Source organism: Idiomarina piscisalsi (assembly GCF_002211765.1).
Taxonomy (GTDB): Bacteria; Pseudomonadota; Gammaproteobacteria; order Enterobacterales; family Alteromonadaceae; genus Idiomarina; species Idiomarina piscisalsi_A.
On sequence record NZ_CP022133.1, the window covers coordinates 147,513 to 171,102 of the forward strand.

General features: G+C 50.5%; 21 protein-coding genes. 6 read left to right on the forward strand and 15 right to left on the reverse strand.

The genetic code is table 11. The annotated features are described in order from the left end of the window. Nucleotides 1–189 precede the first annotated feature (189 nt). The 12 genes from CEW91_RS00670 to CEW91_RS00725 all read right to left on the reverse strand — a co-directional run bounded on the left by CEW91_RS00670 (nt 190) and on the right by CEW91_RS00725 (nt 10,859). Nucleotides 190–1,371, reverse strand: a complete 1,182-nt coding sequence (locus CEW91_RS00670) for an NAD(P)/FAD-dependent oxidoreductase (RefSeq protein WP_088767214.1) — start codon at nt 1,369–1,371, stop codon at nt 190–192. Further along, a complete protein-coding gene (locus CEW91_RS00675; protein ID WP_088767215.1) occupies nt 1,371–1,862 on the reverse strand; it encodes a peroxiredoxin in 492 nt (163 codons plus the stop codon). Before CEW91_RS00675 ends, CEW91_RS00670 begins: the two co-directional genes overlap by 1 nt. Continuing rightward, complete coding sequence (locus CEW91_RS00680) at nt 1,846–2,637, reverse strand: class I SAM-dependent methyltransferase (protein WP_088767216.1); 792 nt, start codon at nt 2,635–2,637, stop codon at nt 1,846–1,848. The genes CEW91_RS00675 and CEW91_RS00680 overlap by 17 nt, the downstream gene beginning before the upstream one ends. Then, nucleotides 2,634–3,086: a GNAT family N-acetyltransferase gene (locus CEW91_RS00685; RefSeq protein WP_088767217.1), complete on the reverse strand. Its 453-nt coding sequence runs from the start codon at nt 3,084–3,086 to the stop codon at nt 2,634–2,636. Before CEW91_RS00685 ends, CEW91_RS00680 begins: the two co-directional genes overlap by 4 nt. After that, the gene (locus CEW91_RS00690; protein ID WP_088767218.1) at nt 3,083–3,955 is read right to left on the reverse strand and encodes a Dam family site-specific DNA-(adenine-N6)-methyltransferase; all 873 of its coding nucleotides are present in this window, start codon (nt 3,953–3,955) and stop codon (nt 3,083–3,085) included. Before CEW91_RS00690 ends, CEW91_RS00685 begins: the two co-directional genes overlap by 4 nt. 68 nt (nt 3,956–4,023) lie before the next feature. Then, the gene (locus CEW91_RS00695; protein WP_088767219.1) at nt 4,024–5,613 is read right to left on the reverse strand and encodes an AAA family ATPase; all 1,590 of its coding nucleotides are present in this window, start codon (nt 5,611–5,613) and stop codon (nt 4,024–4,026) included. 46 nt (nt 5,614–5,659) lie between these two features. Further along, nucleotides 5,660–6,733: a 3-dehydroquinate synthase gene (aroB, locus tag CEW91_RS00700; RefSeq protein ID WP_088767220.1), complete on the reverse strand. Its 1,074-nt coding sequence runs from the start codon at nt 6,731–6,733 to the stop codon at nt 5,660–5,662. A gap of 18 nt (nt 6,734–6,751) precedes the next feature. Continuing rightward, the gene (gene aroK / locus CEW91_RS00705; protein WP_088767221.1) at nt 6,752–7,285 is read right to left on the reverse strand and encodes a shikimate kinase AroK; all 534 of its coding nucleotides are present in this window, start codon (nt 7,283–7,285) and stop codon (nt 6,752–6,754) included. A 136-nt stretch (nt 7,286–7,421) separates the two neighbouring features. Beyond that, nucleotides 7,422–8,693 carry a type IV pilus secretin PilQ gene (locus CEW91_RS00710; protein WP_088767222.1) on the reverse strand — a complete coding sequence of 424 codons (1,272 nt, stop codon included), beginning with the start codon at nt 8,691–8,693 and terminating at the stop codon, nt 7,422–7,424. Beyond that, on the reverse strand, nt 8,690–9,544 hold the full coding sequence (locus CEW91_RS00715; protein ID WP_088767223.1) for a hypothetical protein: 855 nt from the start codon (nt 9,542–9,544) through the stop codon (nt 8,690–8,692). Before CEW91_RS00715 ends, CEW91_RS00710 begins: the two co-directional genes overlap by 4 nt. Continuing rightward, a complete protein-coding gene (locus CEW91_RS00720; protein WP_088767224.1) occupies nt 9,541–10,059 on the reverse strand; it encodes a hypothetical protein in 519 nt (172 codons plus the stop codon). The genes CEW91_RS00715 and CEW91_RS00720 overlap by 4 nt, the downstream gene beginning before the upstream one ends. Beyond that, a complete protein-coding gene (locus CEW91_RS00725) occupies nt 10,047–10,859 on the reverse strand; it encodes a hypothetical protein (RefSeq protein WP_088767225.1) in 813 nt (270 codons plus the stop codon). The genes CEW91_RS00720 and CEW91_RS00725 overlap by 13 nt, the downstream gene beginning before the upstream one ends. A 154-nt stretch (nt 10,860–11,013) precedes the next feature. Between CEW91_RS00725 and CEW91_RS00730 the strand changes: the two genes are divergently transcribed. After that, nucleotides 11,014–13,464 (forward strand): penicillin-binding protein 1A, encoded by a 2,451-nt coding sequence (locus CEW91_RS00730; RefSeq protein ID WP_088767226.1) that lies wholly within the window; start codon nt 11,014–11,016, stop codon nt 13,462–13,464. Nucleotides 13,465–13,489: 25 nt separating this feature from the next. On the opposite strand, the gene CEW91_RS00735 is transcribed toward CEW91_RS00730, so the two are convergent. Then, nucleotides 13,490–15,931, reverse strand: a complete 2,442-nt coding sequence (locus CEW91_RS00735; protein WP_088767227.1) for a bifunctional aspartate kinase/homoserine dehydrogenase II — start codon at nt 15,929–15,931, stop codon at nt 13,490–13,492. A gap of 186 nt (nt 15,932–16,117) precedes the next feature. Here CEW91_RS00735 and metJ point away from each other — a divergent pair, with 186 nt between their 5' ends. Then, nucleotides 16,118–16,441 carry a met regulon transcriptional regulator MetJ gene (metJ, locus tag CEW91_RS00740; RefSeq protein WP_088767228.1) on the forward strand — a complete coding sequence of 108 codons (324 nt, stop codon included), beginning with the start codon at nt 16,118–16,120 and terminating at the stop codon, nt 16,439–16,441. Here metJ and CEW91_RS00745 read toward each other — a convergent pair. Both CEW91_RS00745 and rpmE read right to left on the reverse strand, forming a co-directional pair. Next, nucleotides 16,438–17,682, reverse strand: coding sequence for a malic enzyme-like NAD(P)-binding protein (locus tag CEW91_RS00745; RefSeq protein WP_088767229.1), 1,245 nt, complete (start codon nt 17,680–17,682; stop codon nt 16,438–16,440). The genes metJ and CEW91_RS00745 overlap by 4 nt on opposite strands. Before the next feature lie 242 nt (nt 17,683–17,924). Beyond that, the gene (rpmE, locus tag CEW91_RS00750; protein WP_088767230.1) at nt 17,925–18,137 is read right to left on the reverse strand and encodes a 50S ribosomal protein L31; all 213 of its coding nucleotides are present in this window, start codon (nt 18,135–18,137) and stop codon (nt 17,925–17,927) included. Nucleotides 18,138–18,304: 167 nt separating this feature from the next. Here rpmE and priA point away from each other — a divergent pair, with 167 nt between their 5' ends. The 4 genes from priA to hslV all read left to right on the forward strand — a co-directional run bounded on the left by priA (nt 18,305) and on the right by hslV (nt 23,590). After that, a complete protein-coding gene (gene priA, locus CEW91_RS00755) occupies nt 18,305–20,515 on the forward strand; it encodes a primosomal protein N' (RefSeq protein WP_088767231.1) in 2,211 nt (736 codons plus the stop codon). 107 nt (nt 20,516–20,622) lie between these two features. Further along, nucleotides 20,623–22,365, forward strand: a complete 1,743-nt coding sequence (gene argS / locus CEW91_RS00760) for an arginine--tRNA ligase (protein WP_088767232.1) — start codon at nt 20,623–20,625, stop codon at nt 22,363–22,365. A 6-nt stretch (nt 22,366–22,371) separates the two neighbouring features. Continuing rightward, nucleotides 22,372–22,941: an SPOR domain-containing protein gene (locus CEW91_RS00765; RefSeq protein ID WP_088767233.1), complete on the forward strand. Its 570-nt coding sequence runs from the start codon at nt 22,372–22,374 to the stop codon at nt 22,939–22,941. Nucleotides 22,942–23,032: 91 nt separating this feature from the next. Further along, the gene (hslV, locus tag CEW91_RS00770) at nt 23,033–23,590 is read left to right on the forward strand and encodes an ATP-dependent protease subunit HslV (RefSeq protein WP_088767234.1); all 558 of its coding nucleotides are present in this window, start codon (nt 23,033–23,035) and stop codon (nt 23,588–23,590) included.

Sequence of the window (23,590 nt, forward strand, 5' to 3'; positions counted from 1 at the left end):
CCGAAGGTAGTTTGGCGCTTTACCTGACATAATGCTCTAAGGTGCCCAATTTCACAGTCCTTGTGGATGTTTTTCTTGAAAGAGCGTCTGTCATTGCATCAAACAAAGCCGTTTGGTTTCAAAAAAGCAGCGAGGTCAGGTGATACCACGGTCCGCTCTTGGCACTTAACAGCCATCCGCAGTGCCCATTTACAACTCCGACCCACAAGCAAAACCACTACTCCAGGCCCATTGAAAATTAAAGCCTCCTAGCCAGCCTGTTACGTCCAGCACTTCGCCAATGAAGTACAGACCCGGTTGCTTTTGGCTTTCCATGGTTTTGGAGCTGACTTCGTCGACGTTCACGCCGCCTAGGGTGACTTCGGCGGTGCGATACCCCTCGGTGCCGTTGGGTTTGAGCTGCCAGCGGTTCAGGTTGTCGGCTATGGTCTGGAACTGTGCGTTCGAGGTATCAGCCAGTTTATTGCTTAATGGCCATTGGTGGTGCTCGGCCAGTGCGGTCACCACGCGTTTCGGGAACTGCGCTTGCAGAATCGTATTAAGTTGGGTTTTCGGTTGCTGGCGCTGCTGGTCTTTCAGCCATTCGTAAGCGTCTAAGTCGGGCAGCAGGTTAATGGTCACGGCTTCGCCGGGCTGCCAGTAGGACGACACCTGTAGAATAGCGGGACCGCTGACGCCTCGGTGCGTAAACAACATGGCTTCACGGAAATAGCCGTCGTTAGCCTCTGCGGTCACTGGTACCGCAACGCCGGAAAGCTCTGCAAAGCGCTCTTTGTCTTCTTCTTGCAAGGTAAACGGGACTAGGCCCGCGCGTACGGGCACAATGGAGTGCCCAAACTGTTCGGCAATTTGATAACCCAGGGGGGTAGCGCCGAGTTTCGGCATGGAAAGCCCGCCACAGGCAACCACCAGTTTATCGCTGCGGTATTCACCACGGCTGGTGTCTAGGCAATACTCGTCGTCAAAGTCTACCGACACAATGTCAGTACGTAACTGTACCCGCGCGCCGTAGCGGTCGCACTCGCTCATGAGCATACGCACTATGTCTTTGGCGGAGTCGTCGCAAAACAACTGGCCTAAGGTTTTCTCATGGTAGGGAATGCCGTATTCAGCCACTAACCCAATGAAGTCCCACTGGGTGTAGCGGCTAAGCGCAGACTTACAAAAGTGCGGGTTGGATGACAAAAAGTTATCGGGACCGGCGTACATATTGGTGAAATTACAGCGGCCGCCGCCGGATATCAGTATCTTCTTGCCCGCTTGCTTGGCGTGATCAAGTACTAATACCGACTTACCGCGTTTAGCGGCATGGGCAGCGCAGTGAAGCCCTGCCGCCCCGGCACCGATAACAATGACATCCCAGTTCGACATTATTGTTGCAACTGCTCCAGAATGTATTCCGCTTTGCTGACTTCAAAGGCTTTTTCGTCTTCAACGTATAAGCCTGTTACGGTGCCGTCGGTAATGATCATGGCATAGCGTTTTGAGCGAATGCCGCCAAAATTGCCAGTGTCCATTGCCAGGCCGAGCATTTGGTTATAGGCGCCGTTACCGTCGGACAATAACCGAACGTTTTCTCCGATCCCCAACGACTCGCCCCAGGCTTTCATGACAAACGCGTCATTAACAGCCACGCAGTTAATGCTCAAAACACCAGCTTCTTCAAGTGCTTCCGCGTGTTCGACATAGCCGGGTAAGTGTTTCTCCGAACAGGTCGGAGTAAAGGCGCCGGGTACGGAGAACAAGATGTGGGTGCCTTTAGCAAATATCTCTGCCGGGTCGTAATTTTGAATGCCAAGCTCACCTTTGCTGGTCAGTGAACCGGATGGAATTTTATCGCCTTCTTTAATTTGCTGACTCATTGAAACCTCGTTTTATATAAACATCAAAGCGATGCTTTTTACTCTTAATTTGGCTGTTTGGTTCACGCTCTGCCAGAAACGGCGCGCTGTTTGGGCGCTTAACCACCACCCGGAACTTCGCATGAGCCAATGCAGGCTCTAGCAGCGCGTCAGCGTCGTCGTCACTGCCGACCAACTGCTGAAACATCTGCATGTCTTTTTTCACCTGGGCTTTCTGCTTGCCGGTTTTGGGGTACATGGGGTCTAAATACACCACGTCGGGCTCGTGGGTAAAGCCTTTGCCGGTGTATAAGTTGTCAGTGCCTATTAAATGCATTCGCTGACAGGCTTCGCCAATATCGTCAGCTTCTAGCTGAGCTCTGTGCAGGCCGTTATCGAGCAGCGCAGCGACCACCGGATGGCGCTCTATAAGCTGCACATTGCAGCCTAAACCGGCCAGTACAAAGGCGTCTCGGCCAAGGCCGGCAGTGCCGTCAACCACCGACGGCTTAAATTGCCCGGTGACCCCCACCGCCTTAGCAATGGCTTCGTTTTTTAATTGCGTGTTCTGCGCACGGTAGGCCGCTTTTCCCTGATGAAAGTCGACCACTAACGGTGACATTTTTTGTGGGCTTTGCAGCCAGTGCAGGGCTAACACACCGTCATTCAACCACAGCTGAAAAGCGTCGTCGTCTCTGGCCTCCGATGGCAGCCCCCAACGCTCAGCAATCGTCTTTGCAGTGACGATGTCCGCGTCGCTGTTGGCAAGAACGGGAACCCGGGTGGTAACGGTCATTGAGCAGCCTTGCGTTGCATATCAATGTGTGGAATGTCGTCTTCCAGATACTCTTCGCTAATCGGTTCAAAACCGAAGCTTTTGTAGAACGTTAGCAAATACACTTGCGCACCCACTTGAATGGGCGCTTGGGGCGCATATTTCTCAAGATAGTCGATGCTGCGCTGCATCAGCTCAATGCCGAGCTTTTGGCGGCGCACTTTCTCGTGCGTTATGACACGACCAATACGAGAGTAACCGGTATCGGTCGTCGCTAGGTAAAGTCGAGCGTAGGCGACCATCTCTCCGGCGCTGTTGCGAGCGTATAAATGTAAGGCTTGTTCGTCAGCACCGTCGGCGTCCAGATACGGACAGGTTTGCTCAACGACGAAAACCTCTTGTCTAAGTTTCAGTAAGTCGTAGAGATCGTGCAGTGAAAGGTCGTTAAATGCTTTTAAATGCCAGTTCATGTGCCTACTTTCTTCAGTGTCTTATTAAGAGAAACGACGTTGCTGGTTGCCGGCTCGGTATTATAAAGAGCCAGCAGCTCGGTAACGGGCTTTCGGCCGTCACCCTTTTGACTAATACTGCGCGACACCGACAAACTGCTGATATCTGCTTGTTTGTATAACGCACGCGTTAGTTCGGTGTCGTGGTTGCTAATGAGTACCGGGATATCACGCTTTTTAGCCACTTGCGCAGCACGACGCGCGAGCTCGTGTTGGTCGGTGAGCCCAAAGCCGCCGGTCGCGTAACTGGTGAAGTTAGAGGCCTGTACTAACGGCGCGTACGGTGGGTCGCAATAAATAACGTCGCCCTGACGTGCGCGACGGAAAACCTGCTCGAACGGACGGCAAATAAACTTAGCTTTACGGGCCTTTTCCGCAAAATGCTCGAGCTCCTTTTCCGGGAAGTACGGTTTTCGATAATCACCGAAAGGAACGTTGAAAATGCCTTTGCTGTTGTAGCGGCATAAACCGTTATAACCATGTCGGTTCATATACAAAAACAGCAAAGAACGATAATACGGGTCACTGCTGGCATTAAACGCGGCTCGCAGCGCGTAGTAAGCGTCGGGCTGGTTATTGCGGTCAACGAAAAGCTTGCGGGCGTCCTGAATAAAGGTTTTAGGGCGACGCTTCACGAACTGATACAGGGTAATTAGGTCCTGGTTAATGTCGTTCAGCAGGTAACTGTCATAGTCTGTGTTCAGAAACACGGAGCCGGCACCCACAAAGGGCTCAATGAGCTTTTTACCTTGCGGCAAGCGTGCTGATATTGGCTCGATAAGTGAGTACTTACCGCCTGCCCATTTTAAAAATGCCCGATTCTTCTTCATGCGCCGGCCGTTGGTTGATCCTCAACGGATTGTAACCCAAAGGCTGGGGATGAAAATTGCTGTAAGTATTAACGTCCCTGAATATCGGCATGAACGCTGGCAAATGACTTAGCCCAGGGCTCCATTTGCTGAACAGCTTGAGGCATTTCACTAGCGGCATTGCGGGCTTGTTCAATACTATTGTGGCTGCCAAAAATAATGACATAGCGGTTATCGGCGCGCTGATATACCTGGGTAGTGTCAGTCAGGCCGTAGTCCTGGCGAAAATCTGACAGCAACTGAGTGTCGCTGATAATACTAATTTGCAAGGTGTAACTGTCGGCCGGCTGACTCAGAGCCCATTCGGTGTTAAAAGGTAATTCCTGAGCGGGTGCCGTTTGAGTTGCCGCCGGTTCGACTTGTTCAGGCTGAGTGGTTTCTGCTTCCGCTGCGGCCTCATTTGTGTTGCCGGACTCAGCAACTACGGTGCCTACCGGATCTGCTTCTTTCGGTTGTTGCTCTTTAATGAAACCAACGCTGATATCACCCTCTGTGACTTCAGCGGCGGCTCGGTTGTTTAGTGTACCTAACGACGAGCGGTAAGACGATGCCAGCTCCTCAGGAACAAGCTCTAAAGAACGTTCGTTAATCGGCTCAAAGGTGGGTAACTCGGTTGTTTGTGGCTCTTCTGCCTGAACCTGAGCAGGTTCACTTTGGCTTTCGCCTTCGTTTACTTGTGCAGATGCTGCGTCAGTTGCCTCTGGCAACGCTTCCTCTTGGGTCGTGTTGGCGGCTGAACTATTGAACTGATCCCATAATGGTAGTAACTGGTCTTTGTTCAGGTAGCCGGCGACCGCGGTGCTGATAAGTGCGGCAATTAAAATAAGAGGCCAAAGCTTCGTCTTTGATTGTGTCTTCTGGGTGTTTGATTCGGCAACACTTGCTGGCGCGCTTTGCTCTTGCTCGGCGGGCGAGGTGTCGCGATAGCGTGCCGCCTGAGTCGCCAACGCCAGCTGTAACCGTTGCTGAATTTCGCCGGGGTAGCCGTTAATTGAGTTCAAAAACTGCTGAATGCGCTCTAAATTCCAGAAGCTGCGTTGTTTCTCAGGCAATAGTGCCTGAACGAAACGAATTTGTTCTTCGTGGCTGAATGGCTGAACTTCGACCAATGCAGGGCCTTGTACACGAAGATGCGGCGCTGGACGTTGTTGCTGTGCCCATCGCGAACTGCCGACCACAATAATGCTGGTGCGTTGACCAATGGCACTGAGTTGTGAAACGGTGGATATACATTCGGCGAGAAAACTTTCAGACAGGTATTCGCCGTTATCTATCACAATAATCGCGTGGTTGAGCGGACGCTGACGTTGTATTTGGCGGCTGAGCGACTCGTCACTAATGCTGATAGTACCAAACAGCTGATTCAGGATTTGTGCACGCAGACGGTCGTTGGTGGAGCGCTCGTTGGCTGAAATGAAAGCAACTTCGGCGTAGTCGGACGCTTGTTCCAGAAACAGCTCGGCAACGGTGGTTTTACCGCTTCCTTCGGCGCCGTGCAGCATAATTAAAGAAACACTTTGCTGGCATTGTTGATGAAGTTGATCAATCGCCTGCTGTTGGCTCGGCTTATTTTTTACCGGCGCGGCAACAATGTGCTGTGTGGTCGCAAGTGCTTGCATCGTTTCGTTCCTGTCTGTTTAACCGAATAGAGATAACGCGGGTGCGTTAGCAACATTCAGTGATCACAGCAGCAACGGTAGTATGCTCTATATCTTTGACAACGTCTGCCTGACCAATGGCGGTCGGCAATACAAAATGCAGTTGGCCGTCTTTGACCTTTTTGTCTCGCTGCATGTACTCCAACCAAGATTCCCAAGGCATCTCTGGCGCTTTAGTTGGCAGTTCAAACGCTGTCAGCAGCTCTTTAATTCGTCGAAAATCTGACGCCGATAGCCGCTGAGTCACTTCTGATAGTTTCGATGCAATTATGATGCCAGCAGAAACAGCTTCGCCATGCGTCCACTCGCCATAGGTTGTGGCGGCCTCAATAGCGTGGCCAAAAGTGTGACCGAGGTTCAGCAGCGCCCGTAAGCCTTTTTCGCGTTCATCTTTAGCCACGACGTCGGCTTTAATTTCGCAGCTGCGCTTTATGGCATAGGTTAAGGCGTCAGGATCTTGTTGTTTTAATTCCGCCGCGTGGTGCTCCAGCCAGTGGAAAAAGTCGGTGTCATAAATGATGCCGTACTTAACAATTTCTGCCAGACCACTGCGAAAGTCTCGTTCGGTTAGCGTTTGCAGGCAGTCTATGTCGATGACAACCGACTTAGGTTGGTAAAACGCACCAATAAGATTCTTACCATGAGGATGGTTGACGGCGGTTTTCCCACCGACTGATGAGTCCACTTGTGACAGCAGTGTTGTCGGTATTTGGTAAAAGTCGACGCCGCGTTGGAACGTTGCGGCGACAAATCCTGCTAAGTCACCAACCACACCGCCGCCTAAGGCAATAATCCCGCAATCGCGGTTGTAGCCTTTACTGATTAACCGGTCCATTATTTCAGCGTAACTGTCGAGGTTCTTAAACTGCTCGCCGTCGCGCATTTCAAAAAAGTCGACCTGGTGGTCGGTCAGCACACTCAGTAATGGCTTCAGATAATACTGGCTCACCGTTGGGTTGGTGATAATGAACAGCTGCTTATTGAGTCTATTGGCGTTGTTCGTGCGGAAGTTGGCAAGTTGTTCGTTGCCAATATGGATAGTGTAGCTGCGTTCGCCTAATGAGACTTGAACCTCGGCCATGAACGCAGCTCCTTTGTTTTATCCCAGCCCGTTGATGGTATCGAGCTGATCAATAATGTCATTGACGACAAACTTTGCGCTTTGGTCGTCAGTTTGTACGGTAATGTCCGCAATTTCTTCGTAAAGCGGGCAACGCACTTCGGACAGTTCTTCTAATACCTGACGTGGGTCATCGGCTTCTGCAATAAGAGGGCGACGTTTATCACGCTGAGTACGTGCTAACTGCTTCTCGATAGGGGTTTTCAGATAAACCACGATACCCCGCGCAGACAGGCGGTTACGGCTTTCTTTACTCATTACCGAGCCGCCACCGGTTGCAAGCACTATGCCCATTTTCTCAGTGAGTTCTTCGATGACTTTTTCTTCACGTGCGCGGAAGCCTTCTTCGCCTTCCAGCTCAAACACCCAGCTGATATCCGCACCGGTACGGCGCTCTATCTCTGAGTCAGAGTCATAAAAGTCTAAATGCAATTGTCTGGCGATTTGACGGCCAATCGTACTTTTGCCAGCCCCCATGGGCCCAACAAGAAAAATATTACGTTTCTCAGCCATATTCCTGCTTACATCATTGGTTAAAAGTAGCTGTAACTCACGAATCCGGAGTGTCTGGAGAATCTCCCAACCCAACGAAAAGAAGCGGGATTATCTCAACTCGGAGTCACTTTAGCAATAGCCATTGGTAGCCGTGTTAGTTTTGCTGCAGAATCGTTGGTGTGACGAATATCATCAACTCACGTTTCTCTTTGCGCTGCTGCTCGTGAGAGAACAGACTGCCTAACACTGGAACAGACCCTAAGATGGGGACGCGACTGTCATCATTCAACCTATGCTCCTGAAATATTCCGCCCAGTACAATCGTCTCGCCATTTCGGGCGAGCACTCGGGTCGACATTTCCTGGGTGTCGATAGCAACGGCCGGGCCGGTCGGCGTGGCAACCGTATCGCCGCGGGTGTTTTGAGTAATGGTTAAATCCATTAAAACGTGATTATTGGGTGTAATAAGCGGTGTGACGCTCAAGCCCATTACCGCCTTTTTAAATTGCACAGCGGTGGCACCATGCGCGGCGGTTTCTACATAAGGAATTTCGGTGCCTTGCTCAATATACGCAGGCTGCTGATTTGAGGTGAATATTTTCGGGCTGGTAATAATTTCCGCTTTATTTTCCTGCTCCAGAGCGGTGAGCTCTAAGTCGAGCAAAATGTCGTCGCTGAGCCGCGCCAAATTGGCGGAAAAAGTGCCGGCCGGGTTGGTAACAGGTAAGTCGACGTGCATGCCTTTAATAAACCCGGCACCTTCTTCTGGTGCCGACAACCCATAGTTGGATGCGCCCCAGCGAACTCCAAGCGCTTTACTCACATTGGCTTTCACCGTCACCATGCGAGCCTCTATTAATACCTGCTGCACGGGAATATCGAGTTGTTCAATCACTCGACGGACCGACTCAACTTGCTCGGGCGTGTCGCGAATAATCAAGGTGTTGGTGCGTTCATCGACACTAACCGCCCCGTTTTCTGACAGGAAGCTTTGCTGGTCGTTTTTCAGTAGTGTCGCTAAGTCAGCGGCTTTGGCAAAGTTGATCCGCAATAACGTCGATGTGCGTTCATCAATGGTGGTTTCTTCTTGGCGTTCTCTGGTCACCCAGAGCAAATCTCCCTGTCGCTTTAAATGCAGGCCGTGTGTATTGATCACGCTTTCAAAGGCGTCCTGCCAGGCGACTTCGTTAAATTTTAACGTCGACTCGCCGCCTATATCGTTACCGATAAGCACATTCAGTTGATGTTGGTCGGCCAGTAATTGCAGTAGCTGTCTAAGGGGCAGGCTTTCTGTGGAAAGCGAGACCGGTTCGTTCAACTGTTGTGGCGACAACAACAGCGTCCAGTCAATGCTGCGGGCGTGCACCGAAGCGTTTTGCAAACAGAATAAAACTATAAAGAAACCAAGAGTCATAAAATGCTTCATGTCGCGTCACTTTCCTTGTTGATGCGCAGTTGTTGAGAATGCTTTTGCCAGCAGTTGCCGGACTGTCTCCACTGAGACAGGTTTAAGCTATCCGTGTTGATGATGTCGATTTGAGTCCGCGACCCTAGCCAGTCTCCTTCACGTGTGGTTATCCACTGGTTATTTTTAGTTTTAAAAATGGCCTTGCGGGTCGGGTGGGTCTGTATGGCCGTGAGTACTACGTTACCCTGTTCGTTGGTAACCTCTTCGCCAATAGTCTCCTGGCCAAAAGAAAGGGAGGGCCGGGCACCCCGAAAGGGTTTTTCATGGCACGACAAAGCGGGGACATGAACCGGCGTGAAGTGATTCGCGTGTATCGGCTTATTTAAAGGCTCATTGGTTGCCTCTGTCTGCCAGCGGAACTGCCATTTGAGCACACCGTACGCATCTGCGTTTTTTGTTTCGATAGCCTCCCAGAAAAGGCTGTCCGTTTCAGGAAAATGCGACTGTTTCTTATATTGAGCGCCCATAACCTCAGCGACAAAACGCATCGCCTGCTGGGGCTCTGCTTCAACGGTCACGAGCCAAACTGCGCTTGACGGGGCGGTGTGTTGATAATGAAGTTTAACGGGGTAGCGCTGAGCAACCGTCGACAACAATTCGTCGACTGGGGAGGACGGCAGCAATGGATTAAGCGTCTCTGAAACGGTTGGCACAGGCGCCGCTAACTGCTGGGCATTTTCAGACAAAATCCGCTGCAATTTTTGCGACTGGTGTTTGGTAAAAAAGTAGGCTGCGGTGGCGCAAAGCACACAAACGACAAGGAAGAGTATCGCCCAGAAGCGCAGGGCTTTGGTGACGGAAGCTATCATAATGGCGACCTTTGCAGTGACAGCTGTACTTGTTGCTTTGGTAGCAGTTGTTTTTGCACTGAGGCCTTAATGTCTGAGTTCACCCAATGAGAATGAAGCCAGTTTTTCAGTGAGTCGGTTTGCGTAATACGGTGATAACCCCCGGCAATATTCAGCTGGTCTTTACTCAGCTTTATCTCAGCGTTATTAAAATGGTGATGCACCCGGGTGAGCAGCGCCGCAAACGCATTAAGTGCTTCACGGTTTTGTTGCTGCCGCTGTATAAACGCACGGCGTTGGGATAACGCTTGTTGGTGACGCCTGTGAGCCTGTTGTGCCGACTTAAGTGACGCAAGCTGCTGCAATTGCTGCTGAACAATGCGGCGTTTGTTATCGAGCATGGGCTGATACCCGCTAACCAGTTGCAAGGTTAACGCAGTGACACAGATACAGGCGACCAAGCCAATCAGGTTGATAACAGGGTGCTTAAGGAAAGACGGGCGATTGCTTTTAGCCACTAAGTTTAACGATGCCACTGACTAAACCCCCGAAGTGCCAGCCCGACAAGGGCGATCTCGTTGTCTAACGCAGCCGCCGTCGGAGCCGGCTCGTCCTCGAAAAGAACGGCTGCCGATAAGCGAATGTGCTGAGTATAGGCGTGGGACTCGCAGGTGGTTTGCAGAGCCGACTGAGCGACTTTATCGCCAAAACTGAACAACCAGTACTCGTCCATTTCGCTGATACGGGCAAGTAAGTCAGCGGTGGCCACCTTTTCAAACCGTTGAAAGCGGCCATGCTCACAGTAAATGAGCGTGGATACCTTTTGACGCAATTCTGCAATGATCCACTTCATGCGTGACGTAAAACGCGCTTCGTTCGGCCATAAGTATGGAAGTAATGCATTGGTGGTGCGGATAATAGAGGAGTAAATTGGCTCGACAACCTTCACTGGAATCTTCATCGGTTCCAGCTCTGACATTAAGTTATTCAGGGCTCGCTCTGAGCTGACGGCTGCCTCTATATTGCCGTTGTTGTGTTGAATGTAGTCGTAAGAAAAGCCGCTTTCGTTATCCAGTGATGACGGAAGCTGCTGAAAAATACTTTCTTCGACACTGGCAGTCGAACTCTGACGGGGTAATTGCTGGTAATGCACTGCCTGATAGTCGAGGGCAGATATCAAGCCAAAGCGTTTTAATCGCTGTTTGTTTATGTGAGCCGTTAATTCGTGTGCGAAATGTTGAACTTTAAAGCGTCCCTGGCTTCTTATGAGCTGCAAAACTTTGCAGTTTTCCTGTTGAATACAGACCGCAATGGGCGTTTGCTCGAGCAACGACATGAAACAATATCCTTATTGTGTAAAAGCCAGATGCAATCGTAGTGTTCTGAACAAAAATCCGCCATAATATGGGGGTAGGATTTAAGCGGTACGTAGTGTCGGAAAATGCTTATTTTGCCGATAGTTACATTTTAAGTGGTTATGGAGCAGGTCATTGAAGTGGTTTAAACGGCTACTCTACACAATGCTAATTTGTGTGGTTCTTGGTGGTGCAACAGTTGGTGGGCTTTATTTATACGTCAAACCGGAGTTACCCAGCGTCGAAACGCTGCGTGATGTTCGTTGGCAGACCCCAATGCAGGTGTTTACCGCCGACGGGCAGCTTATCTCACAATTTGGTGAGAAGCGCCGCATTCCTATTAAACTCGAAGATGTTCCACAGCCACTGATTGATGCCTTCCTGGCAACCGAAGACAGCCGCTTTTATCAGCATTTTGGTGTTGACCCTATTGGCGTGATGCGGGCGTTTAGCGTGCTCATAACAACCGGCGAAGTGCAGCAAGGGGCCAGTACCATCACCATGCAGCTGGCGCGGAACTTCTTTTTGACGTTTGAGCGTGCGCTCATGCGTAAAATTAAAGAGTCTTTTATTGCGGTTCACATCGAACAGCAACTGAGTAAAGACGAAATTCTGGAGCTTTACTTAAACAAAATCACCTTTGGTCACCGGGCACATGGTATTGGCGCGGCGGCGCAAGTGTATTACGGCAAAGAGCTGCATGAATTAACGCTGGCACAAATGGCGACCTTAGCAGGCTTGCCAAAAGCACCGTCTAATTTAAACCCAATCTCTAATCCGCAAGCGTCAAAAGAGCGTCGCAGAGTCGTGCTGTTGCGCATGCTGGATGAAAACAAAATTACCCGTCAACAATTCGAGGAAGCCGCGAGTGCGCCGGTGACGGCACGTCGTCATGGTGCGGAAGTGACCGTCAGTGCTCCTTATCTTGCTGAGATGGTGCGTCAGGAAATGGTCGATCGCTACGGCGAAGAGGAAGCCTACACTGGCGGGTACAACGTTTATACAACGGTAAAAAGTGATGTTCAGTTGGCGGCTCGGCAGGCGGTGTGGGATAACCTGCACAGCTACGATGAGCGTCATGGTTATCGCGGGCCTATCAGTATTCTGTGGTCTGAAGAAGACGGGCGTAGTGCGTTATCCGCTGAGGAAATTGAGCAGTATTTAGAGCAACTCAAGCGCATTGGCGATGTCACACCTGCTGTTGTGACTGGGGTCGAAGAAAAGACGGCAACGGTCATGGTAAAAGACAAGGGCGTTGTGACCCTGCCCTGGGAGTCGATGCACTGGGCACGTGAATATTTGAATGAAGAGCGTCAGGGCGAACCGCCGGAAAAGGCCTCTGACATTATGCAGCCGGGCCACGTTATTTGGCTGCGTACCGTTAATGAGCAGTGGCGCTTAGCGCAAATACCCGAGCCGAGTTCCGCCATTGCGTCGTTAAGGCCCGATGACGGTGCCGTGGCCGCTGTTGTCGGTGGTTACAGCTTTACTCTGAGTCAATACAACCGAGCCTTGCAGGCTGAGCGTCAGGTGGGTTCGAACATTAAACCACTGATTTATTCAGCCGCTTTTGATAAAGGCCTGACGTTAGCGACGCTGGTGAATGATGCCCCCATTAACCAATGGAATCCGGGGTCGGGTATTGCCTGGCGCCCTAAAAACTCTCCGGAAGTTTACGAGGGGCCTATCCGTTTGCGAAAAGGCCTGGCGAAGTCGAAAAACGTGGTATCAGTACGCTTGATTCGCGAGGTTGGCGTTGAGCAGGTGGCTGACCATATTGCCAAGTTTGGTTTAAGCAGAGACGCAATCCCTGAAAACGAGTCGTTGTCTCTGGGCTCGATGTCAATGACACCAATGGAAGTGGCGCGAGCTTACGCGGTGTTCGCCAACGGGGGCTTTTTGATCGAGCCTTACTTCATTTCAAAAATTGAAAATTTAGGCGGTGACGTTGTTTATGAAGCGGAGCCAGTAAGAGCGTGTTATGACTGTGAGAACCCGGCACCGCAAATTATCAGTGAGCAAAATGCCTTCTTGGTTGAGCAGGCAATGAACTCTGCCGTTTGGGGTGGTGGTAGCTGGCCAAATGGCACGGGCTGGAACGGCACGTCCTGGCGCATTCAGCGCTCAAAGCCTATCACTCAGGAAGTGGGCCGCAATATTGCGGGTAAAACGGGTACTACCAACGACGTTCGGGACACCTGGTTTTCGGGCTTTACCTCGGGCTTGGTGACGACTACCTGGGTTGGTTTTGATGACGTTTCAAGAAAGCTGGGTCGCACCAGCAAACACCCTGACGTTGACTCAAGCCAACAAGCGATAACCGGTGGTGAAGCGGGTGCAAAAACGGCGCTACCGGGCTGGATACTCTTTATGGAGAAGGCTATTCCTCAATACCCTGCGAGAGAGTTCAGTATTCCACCAGGGGTGGTGAATGTTCGTATCGATTTGGAAACGGGCAAACTGTCACGTAAGAATGACTACACCTCGCGGTTCGAGTACTTTATTAAAGGTACGGAACCGACGGAGTATGTGCGGGGCAGTGACAAAAACGAGAATATTTTTGACGATGACGGCGGGCTGTTTTAGCGCCTGCCATCCGTCAATTGAGCTGTTAATGACCGACCGACAATTTACCAAGCAGCTGGTTAAGGTCGGACTGCACACCGCCAGCGGTAACATGCTTACCGGCTCCGGGTCCGCTGATCACTAGCGGCATTTCTGAATACCAGTCGGTGTAAATCACGAAGATATTCTCGCCCGGAATGAGGTTGGCGAGCATATCGCCTTCCGGAATGTACTCAATGCCGATGCTGGCCGTGACTTTATTGTCCTGGCTGACCGAAAAACTGGCCAGTAAGCGAGGCACTTTGCCGTCTTTTGCCGCTTCTTCCAGCATTTTATTCATTGGCTCATCCATTTCGGTGACGTTGCTCATGAAGTCAGCCGCTGAGATATCACGCAAGTGCTGTGGTACAAGTGACTGAACCTGTATGTCTTGCCAGTCCAGTTTTAAGCCAATTTCACGCGCCAGAATCAGCAGCTTCCGCACGAGATCCTGACAGGAAAGATCTTCACGCGGGTCTGGCTCTGTGTAACCACGAGTTTTCGCTTCTTTGACTAAGTCACTGAAGTTCACGCCTTTGGTGAAATTTTCAAACAACCACGACATGGTGCCGGAGAATATGCCCGAAATACTACGAATTTCGTCGCCTGAGTTGCGTAGATCATTAATGGCGTAGTTAAGTGGCAGCCCCGCGCCAACCGTGGTGTTGTAAAGCCACTCGCGTTTGTATTCGTGCTGAATGGTGCGTATTTCACGGTACAGAGCCTCGTCGGCAGAGCCGGCGCGTTTATTCGCACTAATGATGTGCATGCCGTTGGCAAACAAGCTTGGGTAGAGTTGTGCTACCTGTTTGGCGTCGGTCAAATCAATAACGACGAGTTCGTCATACGGCGCATTGGGTAACTCCCGGAGTAACTCGGTTAAGACGTAAGGACGAGCGAGGCGATCAAAATCGCTCGCCCACTCGCCCAAATCGACGCCGTTGTAGTCCAGCCACAGCTGACGTGAGTTGGCGATACCAATGACTCGCACATCCATGACTTGGTTAATCCGGTCGCGTTGTTGTCTGAAAAGCTCCAGCCAGGCGCTGCCGATATTGCCGCGGCCAATGACCAAAACGCCTAAACTACGGCGATAGTTAAAGAGCTGGCTGTGCAGACGGTTAAGCAGTCGGCTGTCGAGTGACTGTTCTAAAATAGCCACCGCCGAATCGCCTTTTTCACTTAAGACAAAGCGACGTACTTTCTGCTCCGATAATTGCAGTTTAAACGTCGAGAACTGATCGGTTTCCTGAATGCGATTACCCACAATGGCCAGCATCGAATAGCCGCGAATTTGTGTAATAGCGTCGTTGGCATCAGCGTCGTCCAGCCATTCGCTCAGATAATCCGCATGGTTTTGGTGAAAGACCAAATACTGGGTGTGGTTTTCCGGCTCGACCCAGCTGACCAAAGGCGTTAAATCCAGCTGGTCGAGTTTCTTGACCAGGGCTTTATCCTGCAGTTGAACTTTAAACAGCAACACCTCAGAAAGTGAGGTAAAGACTTTACCGCGAGGTTCGGTATCGTGAAATTGGCCAATACGGGTCTTTTGGTTTTCTACTTTTAAGCTGGAGCGAACAGAAATAACCATGCGGTTACGGTCGACTGGCTGAAAAGTTCGAGGGTGCAGAACCGGGCTGCCCAGACGAGCCAATTCTTCGGCTTCGGTCCAGTCGAGCGTTGGTAGACTGACAACTCGTTCGACTTTGCGCGGATCGGCTGAGTAAACGCCGGCAACGTCTTTCCAAATCGTGACTTGCTTTACGTCGAGCAAACTGCCGACCAAGGTAGCGGAGTAGTCACTGCCGTTACGACCCAAGGTCAGGCTTTCGCCGTTTAATCCGCGTGCAATAAAGCCAGTGACAATAAAGCGGGTGCCTGAATGCGGCGCAACGCGTTTGAGCAAGTTTTCCCGCGATGTTTTCACTTGAATTACTGGCTCTGGGGCGTCGGCGGCCAGTAAAAAGTCGCGCGCATCAATGTAGTCGGCGCGCGTTCCCTGCTTCTGAAGCAGAGCGGCTAATAAACGAGCAGACCAAAGTTCACCGTATGACAGAAGCTCTGCATTGTGCGTTATGGTTTCTTCGCCAGCTAACCACTGACGCCAGCGTTTGAAGTCGGTTTGCGACTGTTTCATCAGCCGCTCTGCGAGGTCGCCACTTAACAGTTCTTTAATAAGCCCTTGCTGAAACTGTTCGAGTTGGTCGAGTAAAATAGAGGCAGTATCACCCGGAGTGTCTTTCGCATTAATAATGGCGAGTATGCGGTTGGTGGTATCGCCTGCTGCAGAGACAACAACGAGATCACTGGCGCCGGCGTATTCTGTTACAATACGCGCAACACGACGGTAGCAGAATGCATCGGCTAAACTACTGCCGCCAAATTTATGCACCTGCACGCTGTCAGCCACGTTTTGTTTTTCTGCGTCAGTGATTGGTACGTCTGTCATCCTTTTTCCTTAATAACTCTGCGTCTACTGTGGCTTTCGAAAGCGCTGTTTCCCTAAGGCTAAAATATTGTGAGGCAAATGTCAGCAATTTTTAGCCATCTAGACGGATAAAAATTGACGGGGCCGCTCAGTTGGGTACAATTCAATATAACTTATGTGGTTTTGTTATAACGCAGGGCAAAAATAATGAAGTGGAACGGTGAATACATCTACCCATACGCTGAGCACGGTCTTAAGAGCCAACAGGTAAAAAAAGTGACGGTGTCTATTCCGACCCGTGTACTGAAAGTTCTTACGGATGAGCGAACTCGCCGTCAGGTCAACAATTTGCGCCATGCTACCAACAGTGAGTTGCTCTGTGAGGCATTTTTACACGCTTTTACGGGGCAACCGCTACCCACCGATGATGACTTGAAAAAGACAAACTCGGAGAAAATACCAAAAGCGGTGCGAGATGAGCTGGAAAAACGTGGTTTGCCCATCCCCACCGACGACGAATTAGACGATTAATCCATCATGTAATTTTCCGGCATGTCGATTTTGGCAACGCCGGACTTCACTGCTGCCTCTGCCACCGCGCGGGCAACACGTTGGCACAAGCGCGGATCAATAGGCTTAGGAATAATGTAATCTCTGCCAAAGCTGAGTGATTTTTCGCCCGCACCTTTTAACACGGATTCTGGCACTTCTTCTTTGGCCAATTGACGAATGGCTTCTACCGCCGCCACTTTCATTTCGTCATTAATTGCCGTTGCGCGGACATCCAGCGCGCCACGGAACATGAACGGGAAGCAAAGCACGTTATTCACCTGGTTTGGATAGTCCGAGCGACCTGTCCCCATGATGAGATCATCCCGCGCCTCTTTCGCCACTTCAGGTTTAATTTCAGGGTCGGGGTTAGAGCAGGCAAATATGACCGGGTTTGGCGCCATGAGCTTTAGTTCTTCCGGGCTTAACAAGTCAGGGCCGGACACGCCAACAAAAATATCGGCACCGTCAATAACGTCTTTTAACGTGCGCTTGTCGGTGTTGTTTGCAAACAGTTGCTTGTACTCGTTTAAGTCGTCGCGGCGGGTATGAATCACGCCTTTTGAGTCCAGCATATAAATGTGTTCGCGCTGCGCACCGCATTTAATCAACAACTCCATACAAGCGATAGCGGCAGCCCCGGCACCTAAACAAACAATGAGTGAGTCAGCCAGTTTTTTACCCTGAATTTCCAGTGCATTGAGCATACCGGCAGCGGTGACAATAGCGGTACCGTGTTGGTCGTCATGAAAAACCGGGACGTTGCAGCGTTCAATCAGCGCCTGTTCAATCTCAAAGCACTCGGGTGCTTTAATGTCTTCTAAATTAATACCACCGAAGGTATCGGCAATATTAGCCACGGTATTGATAAAGTCCTGTGTGGTGCGGTGACTAACTTCGATATCAATGGAGTCCAAACCTGCAAAACGTTTGAACAACAGTGCCTTCCCTTCCATAACCGGCTTCGAGGCGAGCGGACCTAAGTTACCTAAACCAAGAATGGCGGTGCCGTTAGATATAACCGCAACTATATTGCCCTTTGCGGTATAGCGATAGGCGTTGTCAGGGTCTTGAGCTATCTCGCGAACGGGCTCTGCGACGCCAGGGCTATAGGCTAATGCTAAGTCTTTGCTGGTTTCAGCAGGGGTTGTTAGTTCGACGGAAATTTTTCCGGGGGTTGGGTATTCGTGGTAGTCCAGTGCCTGTTGGCGAAAGTCAGTCATGAGGTACGTTGCCCAATTTGCTTTGCTGAGAATAATGATAGTCTATCGCTTCTCAGTGAAGAAACAAATCATACCTCCCGTTTGTGAGTGGACAGTAAACTTTTCGGGTGGTTAAAAGTACACCGCTTAACTTTTCTTTAACAATAGGCTGTTCAGCGAAGCGGGTAATAAAAAAGGCGCTGTTTAGCGCCTTTTCTAATGAATCTACTATAAAGTAGCGTTTTTTACAGGTTTTCTTAGGCTTATTTCTTGCCCAAAGTACCGAAACGCTTCTTAAATTTGTCAACACGACCGCCAGTGTCCATTACACGTTGCTTACCAGTGTAGAACGGGTGGCACTCTGAACATACGTCAACCAGCAAGTCTTCAGTGCGAGTTGAACGCGTTTCAAATTTATTGCCGCAAGAGCAAGTTACGTTAATTGCTTCGTACTTAGGATGAATACCTTGTTTCATGGGGTTACCTCAGTTATGGGCCGCATCGCCATTCGATCCAAAGCCGAACACCATGCGCAAAAAAACATCAATGATTTAAGAGTCGCGCATTTTATGCGATCCGGGGCTTGTGATCAAGCACAATCTATTGCCTTGTATTATCCGTTCGGGCGTTTCAAAATAGGCGTATGACGCAAGCCAGTACCAGCGGTGAACGGCGCTATAAAATCGCGTTGCCGCTACCTCTTCGACAAACGTACGATTATCTGTGCAAAAGCCCCGACCCTTTGCAGCAGGGCGTGCGCGTGCGTGTGCCCTTTGGTCAACGCCAACTTGTTGGTTATGTCGTGAATGAAGCCAATGACCCTGCGCCTAAGTTTGAGCTGAAGTACGTAAAAGCAGTGCTTGATCAACAGCGTATTTTTCCCGATGACGTGTGGCAGCTCGTGAATTGGGCAGCAGACTACTATCATCATTCTCTCGGTGATGCGGCGGCAAATAGCCTACCGGTGCTGTTACGTAAAGGCGATGCGCCGGAATATCTGACAGAAACCTTCTATGCGCTGACCGACTTAGGGTTGGCGCAGTCCATTAACGAATTAAAAGGCGCGACACGTCAGCAACAGGTATTGGCAGCATTAAAACATCAACCTTTAAGACGCAGTGACTTAAGCGATATTGGCGTAAGCTCAGCGGTGCTCAGAACGTTGCAGGACAAAGGCTGGATAACGGTTCAGGAGCGAGCACCTAAAAAACCAAAAGACTGGCGCAATCAAGAAACGGTATTGCGAGAAGACGGTCATGCGTTAAATACGGAGCAGGCGGTAGCGGTTTCAACCATCAACCAACAGAGTCAGCACAGTACGCTGTTGCTTGAGGGGGTAACAGGCAGCGGTAAAACAGAAGTGTATTTACAGGCCATGCAGCCGGTGCTGGAGCGTGGTGAACAAGTGTTGGTATTGGTGCCGGAAATTGGTCTGACACCGCAGACTTTGCAACGCTTTAAAGAGCGCTTCGATGTGCCCGTGGTGATGCTGCATTCCGCTATGAGCGATCGTGAGCGCTTGAATACCTGGCTGGATGCAAAGCGCGGTCATGCTGCTATTGTTATTGGCACCCGTTCGGCGGTGTTTACCCCCTGCCAGAAGCTGGGTCTCATTGTTGTGGATGAAGAGCATGACTTGTCTTACAAACAGCAGGACGGCTTCCGTTACCACGCTCGGGACTTAGCCACAAAGCGTGCGGCGCTTTTAGACATACCACTGGTATTGGGCAGTGCGACAGCTTCGTTAGAAACGCTGAATAATGCGGTGAGTAAGCGCTTCCACTGGCTTAAGCTGGGGCAACGGGCCGGCGGCGCGAAAATGGTTAAGCACGAGCTTATCGACCTAAAGCAGCAATCAATAAAAGCCGGTATTTCAAAAGCGTTGCAGGAGCAAATTCAAACCGAAATTGAGCGTGGCAACCAGGTATTATTGTTTTTAAACCGCCGAGGTTTTGCACCGGCGCTGATGTGTCATGAATGCGGTTGGTTGGCGCAGTGTCATCGTTGTGACGCTTATTATACGGTACATAAGACACACCAGCAGTTGCAGTGTCACCATTGTGGTAGCCAGCAGCGAATACCACGACAATGCGGTTCGTGTGGATCGCCGCAGCTTATCTCACACGGTGTTGGAACCGAGCAACTGGAACATACGTTAAAAGACTTGTTCCCGGGGCGCGGAGTCTTGCGTATTGACCGGGACTCCACACGTCGCAAAGGCCAGCTTGACGAGTACCTGCAAAGAGCCACCAATAACGAATACCCGCTGCTGGTAGGTACGCAAATGCTGGCAAAAGGGCATCATTTTCCCAATGTCACCCTGGTCGCTTTGCTGGACGTTGATGGCGCGTTATACAGTGCCGACTTTCGAGCCGCAGAGCGACTGGGGCAACTGTATACGCAAGTCGCCGGACGCGCCGGACGAGAACATAAAGCGGGCAAGGTGGTGTTGCAGACTCACCATCCGGAGCACGAGCTCATTCAGGACTTGCTTAATAACGGGTATTCGCACTTTGCGTTAACCGCCCTCGCGGAACGCCAGCAAAGCGAGCTGCCGCCCTTTTCGTATTTGGCATTATTTCGGGCGGAAGCGACCGATCGCGACGCGGTGATACAAGCAATGACTCAAATTCAGCAGTTAATGCCCGACGTTGAAGGGGCCTTCTTGTTGGGTCCAATGCCGGCACTAATGGAACGTAAAGCTGGTCGTTACCGGTATCAATTGCTGTTACATTGTTCTTCGCGAAAACTACGCTTTCAGCTTATTGAGCACTTGCTGCCGCAAATTAACGCGTTGCCATTATTGAAAAAAGTCCGCTGGTCGCTGGATATTGACCCACAAGACTTTAGCTGATTAACACTTAAGCGGTTTTTTTTATCGGGCGTAGCGATTAAACTATACGCTTTGAATTTGAGCGTCTTGAATTCCCTCGTCGATTTTTCATATAGGTAGTCGCATTAATGAAAGAACAACTGGAACAGTTACTGGCCGAAGCGATTGGTCAACTTAAAGCACAGGACACTTTGCCTGATGATCTCCCGGTAAATATTAAGTTGGACCGTCCACGAGACAAATCGCACGGTGATTTTGCGACGAACCTCGCACTGATGTTGGCGAAGCCTGCTAAGTCGAACCCGCGTCAGTTAGCCGAAGCCATTATTGAGGCGATTCCAGAAAATACGTTGCTGGCAAAAACCGATATTGCCGGACCGGGTTTTATTAATTTCACGATTTCACAAGACCAGTTGAAAGATCAGCTGAGCGCGATGTTCAGTAGCGACCGCCTGAACGTCGATGTTGCAGATAACAGCGAAACCATTGTTATTGATTATTCGTCGCCGAATTTGGCGAAAGAGATGCACGTTGGTCATTTACGTTCAGCCATTATCGGCGACGCAGTGTCTCGGGTCAGCGAGTTTTTAGGGCATAAAGTCATTCGTCAAAACCATGTCGGCGACTGGGGTACTCAGTTTGGTATGTTGCTGGCGTACATGGAAGCGCTGGACAACCAGTCAGCAGAGTACGAACTGAGCAACCTGGAAACTTTCTACAAAGCGGCGAAACAACGTTTCGATGAAAGTGAAGAATTTGCCGATCGCGCACGCCAGTTGGTGGTGAAGCTGCAGTCTGGCGACGAGTATTGCCTGAAGCTTTGGAACCAGTTTATTGATGTATCTCTCAGCCATTGTCAGGACGTTTATGACCGTTTAGGCGTTAAGTTAACGCGCGACGATGTCATGGCAGAAAGTGCTTACAACGATAAGCTGCCGGGTGTAATTGAACACCTGAAAGAAAAAGGACTGCTGACCGAGGATCAGGGCGCACAGTGTGTGTTCTTGGACGAGTTTAAAGGCAAAGAAGATGAGCCGTTGCCGATTATCGTGCAGAAAAAAGGCGGTGGCTATTTGTATGCCACTACGGACTTAGCGGCTATTGAATACCGCCAAAAAGTATTAGGCGGCGACCACCTGATGTACTTTGTCGACGCGCGTCAGTCGTTGCACTTTGACCAGATTTTTACGCTGGCTCGCAAAGCCGGTTTTGTCGAAGGCGATATTAAACTGGACCATTACGGTTTCGGAACCGTTATGGGCAAAGACGGTAAGCCATACAAAAGCCGTGATGGCGGTGTGACTAAGCTGGCCGACTTGCTGGACGAAGCCGAGCGCCGGGCGCTGGAATTACTGCAGCAAAAGACGACGGATTTAACGGAAGAAGAGCAACAGCGCGTTGCGGAAGTGGTCGGTATTAGCTCAGTGAAGTACGCTGACTTATCGAAAAACCGTACCAGCGATTACATTTTCGACTGGGATCACATGCTGACTTTCGAAGGAAATACGGCTCCGTATTTGTTGTATGCCTTTACCCGCGTCAACAGCATTTTTTATCGTCTGGGTGAAACCGGTTTTGATGAAAGTGCCGACTTCATTTTAGACGACGAGCGAGAGCTGGCATTAGCGAATCAGCTGGTGCGTTTCAACGAAGTGTTGGTGCAGGTTCAGAACAAAGCCATGCCGCACTTTTTATGCGGTTACCTGTTTGATCTTGCCGGTCGTTTCTCAAGTTTCTACGAAGCTTGTCCAATTTTGAATCAGGAAGATGAATCACTTCGTAACAGTCGTTTGAAGTTAGCACGGTTAACGGCCAATGTGCTGAAGCAGGGCTTAGATTTACTGGGTATTCCAACGCTGGAGAAAATGTAGTTGAGTATGGACTACGCGAATCGTAAGCCGAAGCAAAATAAGCGCAAGCCGTCGAAGAAAAAAGGCAGTAGTAAGAAAACGCAACGTGGCGCCAAGCCGGTTAACGACAGACAGCCAGTGCCCTGGGCTATCGTGGTTATCGCGATCGCTATCATTGCTGGCTTTGTCTATTTTCTGGTGTCGATTAGCGGCAAGTCTGAGGAGCAGACCAACCAGCCAGAAGTACAGGCACCACCGGCGGACTTGCTTCCGGAGAAGTCAGCTGAGCGCTGGCGCTATATTGAAGAGCTGGAAAGCAAAGAAGTCGAAGTGGACGTGCCTGAACGCGAAGTGGGACCGCCTAAGCTTATGCAGTGTGGCTCATTCCGTCAGCAGTCAGACGCTGAACGTTTGCGTGCCCAAATTGCGATGGCGGGGTTAGAGTCACAAGTTCGCGCCACCGAAGGCAATAACGGCTTGTGGTATCGCGTTATTCTGGGTCCTTATGAAACCAAACGTGATGCGGAACGCGATCGCCATAAGTTGCAGCGTAATCAGGTATTTGGCTGCGCCATATGGAACTGGAACATCGATTAGTCCCCACCCACCATTGAAAAATCCTCAAAGGACCCTCAGATACTGGTCATCGTTGTCATAAATTGACGCAAAGACAAAAGAGGGTCCTGATTTGACTACTATCGTATCGGTACGCCGCGGTGACAAAGTTGTCATTGGTGGTGATGGCCAGGTTTCACTTGGCAACACTGTAATGAAAGGCAATGCACGCAAAGTTCGTCGTCTCTACAACGACCAGGTTTTGGCTGGTTTTGCCGGCGGCACGGCGGATGCTTTTACCTTATTTGAACGTTTTGAAGCGAAGCTGGAACAGCACCAGGGCAACCTGATGCGTGCGGCTGTCGAGTTGGCAAAAGATTGGCGCACCGACAGAGCGTTGAGACGCCTGGAAGCCTTGCTGGCGGTTGCGGACAAAGAGTCCTCCTTAATCATTACCGGGAACGGAGATGTCGTGCAACCGGAAAATGACCTTATTGCGATCGGCTCGGGTGGTCCGTTTGCCCAGTCTGCCGCCCGCGCTTTATTAGAAAATACAGACTTAAACGCTCGCGACATAGTGGAGAAGTCACTGACCATAGCGGGTGATATATGCGTTTACACCAACGGCAATCAAACCATTGAAGAGCAAGAGTCGATTGTCGAAGACAAGACAGCTAAGGGGAAAAGTTAA